This is a genomic window from Ignavibacteriales bacterium, from assembly GCA_026390595.1.
Lineage (GTDB): Bacteria > Bacteroidota > Ignavibacteria > UBA10030 > UBA10030 > UBA9647.
In genome coordinates, this window is record JAPLFQ010000008.1 from 37,700 (window position 1) to 52,506 (window position 14,807).

Annotated in this window: 10 protein-coding genes; all 10 read right to left on the reverse strand. The window is 53.5% G+C overall.

Annotation, left to right across the window (positions count from 1 at the left end; genetic code table 11):
• Positions 1 to 156: 156 nt before the first annotated feature.
• Positions 157 to 1,023: an alpha/beta hydrolase gene (locus NTU47_03260; protein MCX6132811.1), complete on the reverse strand. Its 867-nt coding sequence runs from the start codon at positions 1,021 to 1,023 to the stop codon at positions 157 to 159.
• 67 nt (positions 1,024 to 1,090) lie between these two features.
• The gene (locus NTU47_03265; protein MCX6132812.1) at positions 1,091 to 2,347 is read right to left on the reverse strand and encodes a pectinesterase family protein; all 1,257 of its coding nucleotides are present in this window, start codon (positions 2,345 to 2,347) and stop codon (positions 1,091 to 1,093) included.
• A 17-nt stretch (positions 2,348 to 2,364) separates the two neighbouring features.
• The gene (locus tag NTU47_03270) at positions 2,365 to 3,729 is read right to left on the reverse strand and encodes a Gfo/Idh/MocA family oxidoreductase (protein ID MCX6132813.1); all 1,365 of its coding nucleotides are present in this window, start codon (positions 3,727 to 3,729) and stop codon (positions 2,365 to 2,367) included.
• Positions 3,730 to 3,749: 20 nt separating this feature from the next.
• Entirely contained in the window at positions 3,750 to 5,288 is a 1,539-nt protein-coding gene (locus tag NTU47_03275) for a right-handed parallel beta-helix repeat-containing protein (GenBank protein ID MCX6132814.1), read from the reverse strand.
• Positions 5,289 to 5,354: 66 nt separating this feature from the next.
• Positions 5,355 to 6,989 (reverse strand): glycoside hydrolase family 28 protein, encoded by a 1,635-nt coding sequence (locus NTU47_03280; GenBank protein ID MCX6132815.1) that lies wholly within the window; start codon positions 6,987 to 6,989, stop codon positions 5,355 to 5,357.
• A gap of 61 nt (positions 6,990 to 7,050) precedes the next feature.
• Positions 7,051 to 8,787, reverse strand: coding sequence for a glycoside hydrolase 43 family protein (locus NTU47_03285; protein MCX6132816.1), 1,737 nt, complete (start codon positions 8,785 to 8,787; stop codon positions 7,051 to 7,053).
• Positions 8,720 to 10,237, reverse strand: a complete 1,518-nt coding sequence (locus NTU47_03290) for a rhamnogalacturonan acetylesterase (protein ID MCX6132817.1) — start codon at positions 10,235 to 10,237, stop codon at positions 8,720 to 8,722. Before NTU47_03290 ends, NTU47_03285 begins: the two co-directional genes overlap by 68 nt.
• A gap of 262 nt (positions 10,238 to 10,499) precedes the next feature.
• Positions 10,500 to 11,588 (reverse strand): LacI family DNA-binding transcriptional regulator, encoded by a 1,089-nt coding sequence (locus tag NTU47_03295; protein MCX6132818.1) that lies wholly within the window; start codon positions 11,586 to 11,588, stop codon positions 10,500 to 10,502.
• A gap of 59 nt (positions 11,589 to 11,647) precedes the next feature.
• Positions 11,648 to 12,922 (reverse strand): glycoside hydrolase family 88 protein, encoded by a 1,275-nt coding sequence (locus NTU47_03300; protein MCX6132819.1) that lies wholly within the window; start codon positions 12,920 to 12,922, stop codon positions 11,648 to 11,650.
• Positions 12,923 to 13,055: 133 nt separating this feature from the next.
• The gene (locus tag NTU47_03305; protein ID MCX6132820.1) at positions 13,056 to 14,765 is read right to left on the reverse strand and encodes a T9SS type A sorting domain-containing protein; all 1,710 of its coding nucleotides are present in this window, start codon (positions 14,763 to 14,765) and stop codon (positions 13,056 to 13,058) included.
• Positions 14,766 to 14,807: the final 42 nt, after the last annotated feature.

The window sequence follows — 14,807 nt, forward strand, 5'->3', positions numbered from 1 at the left end:
CTGTACTGATCCGCGTCAATCCGTGGTGAATTGCTTTTCAACAGCAACCACGGATCTACACAGAAAACCACGGATCAGAAACAACTGTTGTTCTTGTCGATCTAATCATCCGTTACAATCCGTACGAACCCGCGCCAATCCGTGGCTATCTTTCTCTCAGTTGATCAAACCGCGTACTCTGAGCCACACAATCAGATCTTTCGTCCACGGAAGCGTATTGGCAAAGGGAGACTTGTCACCCAGTCCGAGACCGTGCCTTCCATGTTCGTAGACATGAAGATCGAAGGGGACCTTGTTCTCCTCCAGCGCCTTCGCGAACTCAAGGGTGTTCTTCACGCTGACGGCACTGTCTTCGTATGTATGCCACAGAAAGCATGGGGGAGTCGCCGCCGTAACCTGGAGTTCATTTGAATACAGCTTCACCAGTGCTGCTGACGGAGTGAGTCCGAGAAACTGCTCACGCGAAATCTTGTGGCTGATCGGCCCCATCGAGATGACCGGATAACAAAGAATTCCGAAATCGGGACGCGAACTGACGCGCTCAATGGAATCCGGGGAAGATCGGTCTCCATCGTCGAAATGTGTCATCATCGTTGATGCGAGATGTCCGCCTGCAGAAGACCCCATGATACCGATCTTCTTTGGATCGACTTTCCATGCACGCGCCTGGGAACGGACCATCCGGATTGCCCGTGCGGCATCTGCAGTGATATCGGGATATTTGTAGCCGCCTCCGCCATGACGGTACTTCAGGACAAACGACGTGATCCCGTGCGAGGCCAGGAACCGCGCATAGTCTTCTCCTTCATGCTTTGCAAGGCCTCTGTACGCTCCTCCCGGACAGATAATGATTGCAGCACCGTTTGGTTTTTCCGAATCCGGGAGATACAGTGTCAGCGTCGGGTTGTCCTTGTCAGCTTTGTCTGCCAGCAGCGGCCAAAGGTTGATCGGTTGTTGAGCCGAGCTGCGTGAAAACGCGACGCAAAACACGAGGGCGAGCACTCCGAAGTGCGTGAAGTTCACGGGGATCCTTTGGGTTTGTTAGATGTCAAGGAATCTTGGATAATCGCCAATTGGTAATTTTGTGCTGCTAACGAGTGGTAAAGTGCCACAAAGGGCCTTTGACCGTATCCCGACCCACGATCTCATCAATGCGCCAGTAGTATCGTGTGTTCGGCTCAAGGGCACCGACCTTGAAGCTCCGCTCCGATTGTATGGCCACTCTCTCTGGATTTGTTTCTTTGCTGAAATAGGCAAGACTGGCGCCTGAATTTCGTGAAGGGACCCAGGATATTTCTACTTGTGTTGTCGGAACGCTATAGGAAGCGTTGCGCGGTTCTGGCTGCGACACACACGGGAGCACCGACGGCATTGTCCCTTCCGGGTCCCATTTGCCGGCAAACGTCCAGCGCGCCGAGATTTGATCTGCTTTCGGTGAGCCCTCGGCTTCAGTCAGGTTGTCCGCAAACCAGTCGTAGTCTCCCCCTTCACGGTGACAATTGTAGAAGTAATGGCGCGCTCCCCATTTCCAGACATCGGCATTCGGAGAGACCGGGAGGTAAATCGGCTTGTCAGCCATGGAGCGTGAAAAAATGCAATCAAGCAGATAGATCTGGGCATCCCGATGATGCCTTCCAAGAGGAAAGTTCGGCACTCCGTCGAAGCTCGAATACCGGATGACAAATTTCTGGTCCTTGTCGAACCTCCCGTCATGCCAGATGCTTGCGCTAAGGTTATGGCCGAAGAATTTGCTGTCGGTTATGTAGCACCAACCTCTCGGACAGACATAATCGACGTGACCTTCGAAGTAGCAATTGGCGTGATAGTACAGTCCGTTGGCGCGGTTCCACAAGCTCACCGTATCATTGCCGTCAGCAATGACATTGCAGTAGAGGATCATCACACGAGTCCCGTTTCCCCTGATCGCAAACTGATGTGCGGCCGTGTGATAGAGAGAGCCATAGTTGTTGTAGATCGTCATGTTGGCCAGGACGATATCAGTCGCGAGTGAATCGATGTTGACAACACCGGAGCCCCAGTCACTGCCATTATGGGCCTTCGTCCAGTTTTCTCGAAGCTCCGCATAGACGATCCGCGTGCTGTCACGATCTTCACCGACAAGCGTGACGAAGCTTCTCTCGATGAACACTTTCTCGTGATACGTCCCCTTCTTGATTAACACAATCACCGGGATCGAGTTGTTTTTCGGAATCGAGTTCAGCGCATCCTGGATCGTCCGGAACATCCCGCTTCCATCAGCAGCAACGATAATCTGCGCGCGCTCACCGGCAGTTGCAATGGCGATTCCGTACAGAAGCACAATGAAGAGCTTTGTCACGCGTCTCATGAGAGGTCCTGGCCGGTTCAGCTTGGTTTCTTTGCCTGAGGAACGATGTCCGACAGATCAGCAATACGGATCGTCTTGCCGAAATCGATACTATTGCGAGCCGCCACACCTATGAGAACAGCCATGGCACCATCCCGCACGTTCGCCGCCTGCTGCAAGGTATCGGGAGCAGCAGGATTGCGGAATATTTTATCTTTCATCAGCGGGTCGCCGCCGTAGTGATCCGCTTCGATGCGCGGGAGCTTGAGAAATTCCGCTTTGCCGAAACTGTCGGTAATGTGTATCTCATCGAAATTCTCCATCGGCCAGGGCTGTTTCTCGTGCATCCAGAAATCCATCCGGCCTTTCGTTCCGTTGAAGGCGATACGAAATCCTTCGTAGGGCGAATAGGTGGTGAGGGAATAGCTCACCTGGACTTTGTTTGCGTACCTGATTTGTACCGCCATTTTGTCGAAAATGTCAATGTCCTCCTTCCACACGCATCCATCGCGGGTGTAACCGTCATACTTCTCATTATCAGCATAGAGTTGCATCAGCCGTTTGTCCTTCGTGAGGTCAAAAAAGAACTTACATTTGTCCTTGTGGGGACACGGACGGCAATGCGTGTGGCGGAACTCGTGATTCTTCCCGTAGAATTCAAGTGCACCGAACGCGTGTACTTCTTCCGGATCGGAATCGATCCACCAGTTTAGAAGATCGAAATGATGTGATGCCTTGTGATTCAGGAGCGTTCCTGAACTCTCCCGCAGGCGGTGCCAGCGGCGGAAGTAGTCTGCCCCATGATACACGTCCAGGTACCAGTGAAAATCGACCGATGTAATGCGTCCAACCCGTTCCTGCATGAGCAGTTCTTTGATCTTTCCTGCCGTGGGCGGGTACCGATAGTTGTGCGCCATGATCAGTTTGTTCTGCGATTTTCTCGCCGCGTCGAGGATGACCTTGAGCTTCTGCTCATTCGTCGTCATCGGTTTCTCGGTGATCACATCACAGCCCATTTCAAGAGCTTTCGCGATGAACGTGTGGTGCGTCCCATCAACCGTCGTCACGATGACCGTCTCGGGTTTGGTCTTCGTGATCATTTCCTCGAAGTTCGTGAATGTGGGGCAGGAGGCGTTGAGCATTTTCTTTGCTGTCTCGGCACGCCCCGGGTTGATATCGCACAGGCCTACAAACTCGACAAGGTCTCCATAGTCTTTCAGGACGCTTGTTCCCCACATCCCGGTTCCGCGATGGCCCGTACCAACCATGGCGAGCCGTCGTTTCGGCGCGAACGGCTGTGACAACGTGATCGAGGGCATCTGATTCAGAATGACAGCTCCTGCTGCGGCAGTTGCCGTTGATGCGACAAATTTTCTCCGAGTCAACATGTTGTCGGAATCCATTGCAAATCCTCCCTGAGATTCTACTTCGTTAAAATCATTCTGCTCGTGCTTGAGGCTGCGCCCGCTTGAAGGCGACAGTAATAGACTCCGCTTGAGAACGACGATGCATCCCATCGCACCGTGTACGCACCGGGTTGAAGCACATCATTCACAAGTTCTGCAACTTCTCTGCCGAGCGCGTCATACACCCTGAGTCTCACAACACTGACCGCTGACAGCTGATAGCTGATAACCGTTGTTCGATTTCCGCCATAGGCGGATCCGCCTCCGGCGGAGAACGGATTGGGATAGTTCTGAGCAAGCCTGAACTCCGGTCTTGCCATTGCCTCGTCACCAACTCGCGTCAGGGGTCCCGCTTCGAACGCGCCGAGATCGGGAGCGCTGCCAGTGTAAGGCAATCCGACATCGATGCCCGCATCGATCATCCGGCTTGACGCCGCAAGGCGGAGAAATGACGATGCCGGCAGTCTTCCATCAGCGTTTCTCGGTGCTGTTACAAATGCAGTATCAATGCTCTTGAAGTCTGCAGCCGAGACGGTAAACCCCTGCCAGCTGTTTGCTACCTGCGTACCGCTGGAAATCCCGACCACTCCTTCCAGTGAAATGCAGTTCTTGATGATGTGTGTCTGTCCGGAATCGACGATGTTCTTGAAATGAAAATTGTCCCCCTTGTTCCGGAATGCCGTGCAGTTGTAGAGAGTTTGCCCGGCGGTGTTGTTGTTTTCATCGAAACCGCGACCGGTGTTGGCGGCATTGTCGAACGAGACACAGTTCTTGACGGTGTGCGGGGTCGAAATGAAGTTGCCCCCGAGCTTGAAACCGTTTCCATTGCCATCGAAACTGCCGGAATACCAGACATCGACGCCATTGCGAAATGCGAAACAACTGTCGATAAGCACGGAGCCGGTGGCCATCCAGAGATCCCAGCCGTCATCGGAGTTCAAGTACGCTCTGCATCCCCGAAACACGTTGCCCGGCCCCACCGTCCATTTTGCGCTGAATCCGTCTGCGTTGCCACCGATTGGAGGATCGTAATTGCGATATGCATCGCAATTGAGAATCAGGTTGTTCGACGGTCCCGGAGCCGCTGAGCCGGTAAGGTGGAGCCCCGTATTCTTATTGTCGTGGATCGCGCAATTCTCGATGATGTTGTAGTTTCCTGAGATGTTGATGCCGTTGTGGCCGGCATTCCTCACCTCAAGACCCTTCAGGTGATAGTAGCTTCCGCTGACGCTGATGCCGTCTGACGTGTTGCCGGTGCAATCAAGAATCGGCGTCTCGCCCGGATACGCCCACAGTTTGATAAGACTTCCTGCCTGAGCGATTTTGCTCAAGCTCAGCTTGGACGTGCCGAGCAGATAGACACCGCCGCGCAGGATGACGACACCACTCGCCCCGACCGCGGTCAAACCTTTTGAAACTGATTTGAACGGCTGATCGATCGTACCAGCGTTCGTGTCACTTCCCGTCGGAGACACATACACCGTCGTCTGTGCAGGACTCACATGCAGAACCAGCACCATCAACACCGCCCAGCCACTCAATCGCAAACAACTCACGTCAGAACTTCCCTTTCTCTTGTTACCCTGACCAAAGCCGCCTATAGACGGACCCGCGGCTACGCGTCACTGAATGACTATCGCTCCCTGTTTCACATCTTGACCAAGTTCGATGTCTTTCTTCGCCCTGGCTATGTCGCCCCGTTGCACGCGGATCCTCTCCGTGCTCGCTCCTTGAGCGCGGAGGAAGAGGGCGGCTTGCGATGCCGTCGTGATTTTCTCAAGCTGCACGTTTTTCGTGTTCTTCACCGACAGGACCGGTCCGGATTTGAAATTCAGCCACACGTCAAGCAGCGTGAATCCATCTGCGTCCTCCATACTCATCGCCTCATCAGACGTTATGGCGATGTTTTTCAAGGTGACGCTTTGAATCGGCGCTTCGGCGAGTCCGCGTACGAAGAGAGCGTTCTTCGCTCCGTCGCACACGATGTTCCTGATGTCAAAATTCCGGAAGTACGGGATCTTCGCTTTCGCCGGATCGAAATCAGCATTCCCTTCATAGAACATATCAAACAGAATGGCTGAGGTCGCAATATCCTTCATCCGAATACCATCGACAAAGATGTTCTCCACCTTGCCACCCCGATCACGAGCCGACTTGAACCGCAGACCGATATCCGTTCCGATGAACGTGCAATTCCTGACGGAAATATTTCGTATCCCGCCGTCGGTATTGCTGCCGATGACGAAACCGCCGTGGCCGTGATACACGATGCAGTCGGCAATGACAATGTTTTCGAGAGCAAATTCCCTGTTCTTGACAACGTTCGACTTCATGCAGATGCCATCATCACCGGCATCCAGCACGTTTTTGAAGAACAGTACATTCCTGCACGCACCGATATCGGCAGCGTCAGTATTTTGCCCCCACCAATTGTTGATAACGGTTGTGTTACAGATGATGACATTGTCACAGTCCGACGGATGCAGTGCCCAGCCCGGGGTATTGGTAAACGTCGGACCATCGATGAGCACTCTGCTACATCCGACCAGATCGAGCATTGTCGGACGGAGGAACTCCCTTGCCCCGGCGATCTCTTCCGGTGTCGGCTTCTTGTTTTCTCTGCGAAGGTTCTTCAGGAATTCCTCGCCGTTCATCGCCTCCTTGGAAGGCCACCACATCTTGCCGTCTGGGGTGACCACGCCCCCTGAGGCGACCAGGTCTTTCCACTGTTTGGCGGTGAGTTTCTCCTTCTTGACAGGGCGCCAGTAATGACCGTTGCCATTGAACGTCCCCGTTCCGGTGATGGCGACATTTGTCAACTCTTGACCATGAATCGGCGACGTGACCCGGTTCCCTTTTGTCGGCACGGCGTAGTCTTCAAACTTCGGACTGAAAATCACCAGTGCGCCGGTTTCGATACGGAGTTCGATATTGCTCTGAAGCCCGATTGGTCCGGTGAGCCACGTTCCCGGCGGGATCACAACTGTTCCCCCTCCCTTTTTCGCGCACGCCTGGATCGCGTTGTTGATCGCTGTGGTGTTCATCGTGTGCCCGTCGGCCACGGCTCCGAAGTCCACAATGCTCATCTGCTGCGCCGGGATCTGAGGCAGTTGGATCTGAGGCATCGCGAACGGCAGATTGGCAGTGTACGACTTGATTTCCTGTTCCAGCGTTGCAGACCATTGCGCGGCCACAGGGCACGACAACAGTGCGCTCATGGCGGCAAGGACGAATCCCGTGCGTACTCGCTTATGCATCCTGTAACTCCTTCATTGATTGTACTAACAGCGCTTCCTTTTTCGAAATGACATCAGTCTCTCATCTCTTCAACCGATCAATTCTGAACCAATCGACATCTGCGTACCCCGATTTGTTCGATGCGTCCGAATTCAAAGAAAATATTCCAACTTTGCTTCCCACCCACTGCCCTTCGCGCGCTGTGAATGTCGTTCCAAGTGGAAGAAACAACATACCATCCGTACTGTAGCTGAAGGAGCAAAGAACGTTGGCGATACTATCTGATTCGTTCTCAGGGTGAACTTCTACGCGAAGATAGATTTCCGATCCTGAGACCCCGACCGATGCCAGGGTTTCTTCCGGCGTTCCTTTGTCGGCTTTCGTGCAGACAATCTGCGAAATGGTGTAGTCCTTATCCGCCTTGCCGATTCCAATGTAGGAATAATCGAGTCCGAAGACCACGAGGCCAAATCTCTCTCCAACCGAAAGTGCTGCACAATCAACCTTCGCCGTTGCGGAGTACTTCGGAGCCGGCATCTTCTGGAGCATCAGATTCGGAACGGTCCACAAGTTCCTGTTCTTCTGCGAAGGGGATTGGGAATAGAGTCTGAGCCACCCGTTCCTGGCGTTGAGTGAATACCAGCTGCTCTTGAAGTTGGCTTCCCATTGCCATTGCAGCCCGAGTGTTGAGGAATCAAATTCATCACTCGTTTGCGGCACTTCGATCGGATGCGTCGCACCGACATTTGGCTTCTTGTGCGTTGTTACTGGTTCGCCGATACCATTCTTGTCGTAGTCGGATCCGATTATGGGCCAGTCATGTTCCCACCGCATCGGCTGGAGATGGACAATCCTCCCGTAGGCATATCGATCCTGAAAGTGGACAAACCAATCCTCGCCGGTCTTTGTATCGACCCAGGCTCCCTGATGTGGACCGTTGACGTTCGTGCTTCCCTGTTCCAGAACCTTTTTGTCCTCGTACGGTCCAAAAATGTTCTTCGAGCGAAGAACGGTCTGCCATCCGGGTTTCACGCCGCCCGCAGGAGCAAAGATATAGTAGTAGCCGTTGCGTTTGTACAGTTTCGGCCCCTCGATGGTCGGGTGACTGAAATGGCCGACGAACACGACGATGCCATCGTCGAGGATCTCAGTCCCATCCCTGTTCATCTTGTTCACGGCGAGAATGCTCTTGATGCCTGCACGACTGTTCGCCCATGCGTGAACCAGGTACGCGTTTTCATCGTCGTCCCAGAATGGGCATGTGTCAATCCACCCCGTGACTTTTCGGATCAGGCGGAGCGGCTCCCAGGGTCCGGCCGGGTTCTTCGCCTTCGTCAGAAATACCCCCCTGTCCGGATCACCAAAATAAATGTGGAATTCGCCGTTGTGGTAACGCATGGACGGAGCCCAAATGGCCTTCCCATGTTGCGGCACATCAAATTCGTTGTACGGATAGTGCGGCGCAGCGTGACCGATGATGGTCCAGTTCACGAGGTCTTTGGAGTGGAGAATCGGGAGTCCAGGGAAATGCGAGAAGCTCGACGACGTCATATAGTAGTCGTCCCCAACACGAATGACATCCGGGTCGGAATAGTCGGCATAGATGATCGGGTTCGCATATGAACCATCGCCGTTGTCGGGCGTCCAGACGTCTTTCCGCGCAGACGGCTGCTGCGATCGCGCGACTTGTCCGATGGACACCAGAGCTATCGTACACAGTATTGCCAGAAGGCGCACGTTGGTCCTTTTCTCAGAAGGCAAGTACCGGTGATGCGTTCCCGAGCAGCCAGCGGAAGAGATTTTCTGCCGCTTTGTCATTTTCAAACTCCACGGGGAGTTTCCGGTGCTCGATGTACTCGTTGTAGAGCCAGGGATCTCCCACCGCGAAGACTCCTCCCTTCCCCACCTTTGCATACGCGATGATCACGTCACCGTGATCTGTCAGCACGGCGGAAGCCGGGGATTCGATCGTGAGAGTGGAAACTTCCTTCATGTATATCTTCTTGAGCCCTTTGAACATCGGGTGATCCGGAAAGACGTCGAACTTGCCCATATCGTACGCATTGCCCGTCACCTTGTTCCTGCTGTCCTCGTTGAAATGGATGCCGAATTTCTCCGGCAGTTTGTTGAAATGTTCAAACTCAGCATTCCCCTTATCATTTTCCATAAGGACGAGGATGCCGCCGTTCTTCACCCAGTCAGCAATAGCCTCAGCGGCAGCATCATCCATGTAGTTGGGCCGCTCCGTTTCCAGAGGCGTATCCGGATCAACGATAATGTACATGCTTGCCCGGCGGAGGTTTTGCGGCGTAGGAGCTTCGGACAGCGTGTCGAGAGACGCACCCAGGTTCACGATCTTGCTTCCGAGGATAGAGAACCCCGAGTTCGCCGTGTCATGCCACACATAGTGAAATCGTTCGGACACTCCCTTCGCATTCTTCTTCCACTCGTTGTTGTAGAACTGGTCGAGAACGACCATCTTGTTGATTCCCACGACCGTGTTCGCATCGAATGGTCTGAGAGACTTGCTCAGCGGAAGCTTAAGCTCCTGCAGATCGTCTGCGATGAGGCGGGCAATTTTCAGAGCCCCGGATTCAGTGAAATGGGTATCATCTTCCTTTCCGGCGGGATACGCTGAGAGGAAACCCGGTTTAACCCAGAGGAAATCTTTCCTGGATTCGTCTGGTCCCATCTTCTGAATCAGCTGCATGCTTTTCTTGTGTAGATCGATCAGGGGGACTTTCTCGTCTGCTGCAACTTCCCGCACGATACCGGGATATTCGCCGTGAGTGTCAACAAGTTTACCCTCTTTATCAAATTTTCTCCGGCTGACAGGCGTGAGCAAGATGGGATGAGCCCCTTTGGACCGGGTCTCGTTGACAAAACGGAGCAGGTTCTTCTTGTAGTCGGTGCGTGGTTCGGCGTACCGGGAGGTATCTTCTTTCTTTGGATCATTGTGCCCAAACTGGATGAAGACCCAGTCGCCCGGCTTCAGTTTCTCGCAGACCGTCTGCCATCGTCCTTCTGCAATGAAGCTTTTTGTACTGCGGCCGTTGCGGGCGTGGTTTTCGATGAGAACATCGTCACCGAAAAAGAGCGGAAATACCTGCCCCCAGCCGCGTTCCGCCGTGCCGATAACCGGCTTGTCTGCCATCGTCGAATCACCGATGAGAAACACCCGAACAGAACTTTCAACGAAGAAGCCTGGCAAGAGCAATGTGAGTGTCAAAATAACAGTGAGGATAAGCAGCCGTTGGCGTATCTGCATGAAAGACACCTTTTGTTTACGTTGATGTTTCAACTCGGTGGTTTTGCCCTGGATGGTTGTTTCTGCTCAGTCCCCATCCTCAGAGAAACCTGTTCTCGATGCTCTGCTTGTCTAGCAGGATGCGGAAAAACTAAGTTCGCGTCACGTTGAGCGGTCCCGAGCGAGGTCGAGGGACGAAACGTCTCAATTGAGGCAAACAACAGGCTTCGACTTCGCTCAGCCTGACGAAGTTTGTCCTTTGGATGCCTTTTTCCGCATCCTCCTAGTTCGTTTTTGCCGCCGCCCTGGCGCCGATCGGCTTCAGGGCCTCGACACGCGTTGGCTTCTTGACGAGACAGGTTTCACGCAGTATCAACTCGGTCGGAATCTCGAGGTGCTGTTCGCGCACTTCACCCGAGTTATTGATCATATCGAGAATCATCTCCACCGCTTTCGTCCCAAGCTCCTGGGTCGGTTGGTGGACACAGCTCAGCGAAGGAGAAAGAAACCGGTTGACGTCGCTGTCTCCAAAACAAATAATGTCGATATCGTCCGGGATACGGAGGCCAAGTTCTTTCGCCGCTTCATAAATGCCGAGAGCCACCGGGTAGGTCACCGCAAATACAAACTCAGGCATTTGCCCGCTCTGATACAACCGCTTGAATCCTTCGTAGCCGTCAGCCTTGCCGAAGCCGGCATGAACAACCCATGCGCTGTTGATGGGTACATTGTATTGTTTCATCGCCTGCTCGAAACCAAGAAGCCGGTTCCGGCCGATGTTGATTTCAGGGTTGCCGCCGACGAAACCGATCTTGCGATATCCTGTTTTGATTGCATGCTCGATCGCCTGAAACGCTCCGCCCTTGTCATCGACCAGCACGCTGCTGAAGCCGGGAATGCCGGGGCCTGGCATGCGGTCGACAAATACGACATGGATTCCCATCTTCTTGATCCACCTGAAGATCTCGGCGTCCCTGGTTTCCTGCGATACCGAGATGATCATGCCGTCAACTCTCATCGAAACGAGCGTCTGGATATGCTTCTTCTCACGCTCCGCGTTTTCCTGCGAAACCGTGAGGATGGTTTCATAGTTGTGGTCGAATGCAGTGTTATAGATCGCCTCGATCACCGATCCGAAAAAGAAGTGGGCAATCTTCGGAATAACGACTCCGAGCATGTTCGAGCGACGCGCGGAGAGGTTTCTCGCGATGAAGTTCGGGCTGTAGCCTAGTTCGCTTGCGAGTTTTCTTATCCGATTCGCCGTCTTTTCGGAGATATCAGGATGACCCCGCAGTGCCTTCGAGACTGTCACGCGCGAGACCTTGAGTTTCTTGGCGATGTCGTCCAGAGTAATATGAGCTGAACGTTTCACACACACGCTCCTTCGACCGATGGTCGATTCAGTAACAACCGCAGATTACACTTGATCATCTATTTCCGTGCGCTCCGGGTCGTCCCCGCTGCACGTTCAATTTCTATAGAAGCCAGCAGAAACGGGCCGTATCCTTTCATGTCGTTCACGCGTTGCGCCTCACCGACATAGTATTCATAGCTTCCGTCCCTGTAAGGTTTTCCCCCGAGCCCGGCTCCCTGACACGTATGGAGGAGATCGACAAAGCCATTCGCTTTAACAGACACCAGGTTGTCGACAATTCCCTTGAACGTTTCTTTGGCTGATCGCATATACGTCTTGGGCAGATAGCCTTTGTTTGCCCCCCGGGCAAAGGCGTAGGCGAACATGCCCGACGCGGACGCTTCCAGGTAATTTCCTTCCCGGGTCCCCTGATCCAGAACCTGGTACCACAAGTGAGTCTTCTTGTCCTGGAATTTCAGCAGCGCGGCCGACACATCCCTGAGAATCGGCAGCAGCTCTTTCCTGCGAGGATAGTCCTTCGGGAGAATGTCGAGCACATCCACGAGCGCCATTGCGTACCATCCGATTGCTCTTCCCCAGAAATGCGGGGAGCAACCGGTCTTCGGATCAGCCCATCGTTGTTGTTTGCTTTCATCCCAACCATGATACAACAATCCGGTTTTCGGATCGCGGGTGTGCTTGTAGATAAATACAAACTGGTTCACGATGTCGTCATAGTCACGCGGCTCTTTCGTCATCACCGCATACCAAGCGTAAAATGGTTCACCCATGAACAATCCGTCCAGCCACATCTGGTAGGGGTAGATTTGCTTGTGCCAGAATCCCCCTTCATTCGCCCTTGGTTGGTTCTGAAGCTGTTTTCTGAGCGTGTCAGCGGCGCTCTTGTATTTTTGCTCCTTCGTCGCCTCATAGACCGTGAGCAATGCTCTGCCGACGGCGATATTGTCGATGTTGAAGTCTTCATACTTGTACGTTTTGATGGATCCCGATTCTTCAACAAACTGATCGAGATTCCCTTTGATGAAATCGAAGTAACGCTGATCTTTCGAATGCAGCCACATGCTGCGCAACGCCACAAGCATGAGCCCCTGCTCGTAGTTCCAACGCTGGTTGGGTGAGAGAGAGTCGTACGTTACTGCTCCCGCATGACGCAGCACGAATGACTCTGCGATCCTCTTGGACCATGGCCACGATGCGGGTATTTGTATGGAATCGGGAAACGGCGAAGCAACGACATCGGTTTTTGCCGGTTGCGTGTTGCCGCTGCCACCGCATGGTAACGGTGCCAGCAACAGAAGGGGAATCAGTATTCCAAGATGTGTCTTGTTCATGGTTCTCTCAGTTGGAGTGCATGGGATCGCGGCGCCGTATCGTTGTTGAGTTGGAGAATCTTTGAAAGAAAGTATGTCTGCCTGGCGATAGCTCGTTCGCCATCCAGTCCTCCGTGCGAAGCTCCGGGCAGCATCACTTCATAAGGACCATTTTGCGCGTCTGGACAAAGTCCCCGGCGCGTAGTTGATATAGATATACACCTGAACTCAGACGCGATGCATCGAACATGGTCCGGTATGATCCCGCAGCAAACCGCCCATCGACGAGCATGGCGACTTCGCGTCCAAGAAGATCAAAAACTTTCAGCGTAACGAAGCATTGAGCTGATAGCTGATAGCTAATAGCTGTGCTTGGATTGAACGGGTTCGGATAGTTCTGGTCAAGCGAGAATTGACCCGGAACCGTGCTCCCGTATCTCACTTCCGTTGTTGTGGACGGATCGCTTCCGACAAGCTCATTGAGATATTTCTCAAGCATCGTATAACCATTCGCGCCCACGAGATTGCGATCGGTGGCATCAGCGGGATTGAGGCCATGAGACGATTCCCAATCATCAGGCATTCCGTCGTGGTCACTATCAACCGGAGCGGCAATGCTCTTCAGCGTGGGCCATCCCCCCACGTCCGTCTGCGAATCGATCATCCCGTACACTCTTGTCGTGTCAAACCCCTGTGCTTTCGCATACGTCCGGCCTCCGAAGGTCACCGTACCGGATCGAGTCTCATAGACAATTCTGCTATCGACTGTGTCGCGTGTAGGGAAAGCAGCCCCTGCATATTGCAGAACAAGGTCGTATGCCTGCTGTGGGGATTGCATGATCACCGGAAGAACAGGAAATGGTGTGCTTGCTCTGAGACTTGAAAGATCCTTCGGTGCAATTGTCGGCACTACGCCACCGGCCCAGTTGTCGTTCGAGATCGTCGGATTCCCCTCAACAAAGTTGCCCTCGACATACCATCGGCCGACCGTGTCGGAAGGATTATAGATCCTTGACCTCACGCTGCTCTTCGTGGCAGGTCCCGGCTTGTAGTAGTTGTTGACAAAATTCGCCGTGCTTGCCTCTCCGCCGTACGCGCTATTGAATCCCCAGTTGTAGATAACGTTGTTTCGCAAATCGATATTGAAACACGCGGTCGTCGTGCCCAACCCTGACAGCCTTGGATTGCGGCTGGAATGGTGTGCCAGAAGGTTGTGGTGAAACGAGGTGTGATCCTTCCCACCCCATATTCCGCCATACCCATGAGCCCCCTTCGGGTGACTCGAATTGTAAAGGCTCTCACTGATGATACACCATTGCACGGTCACATAGTCGTTGCCGTAGTACGAGAGTGTTTCGTCCTGACTCCAACTCGCCGAACAGTGATCGACAATAATGTGGTTTTTGTACCCCGTGGTCGCGTTTGTAAACCCGCTCATCGCGTCACTTTCCCCTCCCGATTCATCGCCAAGGCGAACTCGCAGGTAGCGGACAATGACCTCATTTGCGCTGACGACCAAGGAATACTTCCGGAGACAGATCCCATCGCCGGGGGATGTTTGACCCGCTATCGTGATTGAGTCCCTTGAAATTTTGAGATCTGAAACCAGAATCATTGTCCCGGAGACCCGGAACACCACAGTGCGCGCACCGCTTTGATTAACGGCCCACCGCAATGTGCCCGGAACGTTGGTAGCGTTCGTATCGAAGAGAGTTGTTACTTCCAGCACTTTTCCACCTCGTCCGCCCTTGGTATACATCCCTCCCCCCTCCGCTCCGGGGAAAGCACGCACCTGCGCATCAACCCGGAGACCAACTCCCAGCACACCAACAATTATCATCACGACTAAGAAACGACGGTTCATGAGCATTGCATTAACTAATGGGCGGGTGCGCGCTCTCAACTT

What these genes read in the sequence shown, in the direction of transcription:
- NTU47_03285 (MCX6132816.1), bottom strand. Translation starts at nt 8,787, where the DNA reads ATGACAAAGCGGCAGAAAATCTCTTCCGCTGGCTGCTCGGGAACGCAT.
- NTU47_03300 (MCX6132819.1), bottom strand. Translation starts at nt 12,922, where the DNA reads ATGAACAAGACACATCTTGGAATACTGATTCCCCTTCTGTTGCTGGCA.
- NTU47_03305 (MCX6132820.1), bottom strand. Translation starts at nt 14,765, where the DNA reads ATGAACCGTCGTTTCTTAGTCGTGATGATAATTGTTGGTGTGCTGGGA.
- NTU47_03280 (MCX6132815.1), bottom strand. Translation starts at nt 6,989, where the DNA reads ATGCATAAGCGAGTACGCACGGGATTCGTCCTTGCCGCCATGAGCGCA.
- NTU47_03265 (MCX6132812.1), bottom strand. Translation starts at nt 2,347, where the DNA reads ATGAGACGCGTGACAAAGCTCTTCATTGTGCTTCTGTACGGAATCGCC.
- NTU47_03290 (MCX6132817.1), bottom strand. Translation starts at nt 10,237, where the DNA reads ATGCAGATACGCCAACGGCTGCTTATCCTCACTGTTATTTTGACACTC.
- NTU47_03270 (MCX6132813.1), bottom strand. Translation starts at nt 3,729, where the DNA reads ATGGATTCCGACAACATGTTGACTCGGAGAAAATTTGTCGCATCAACG.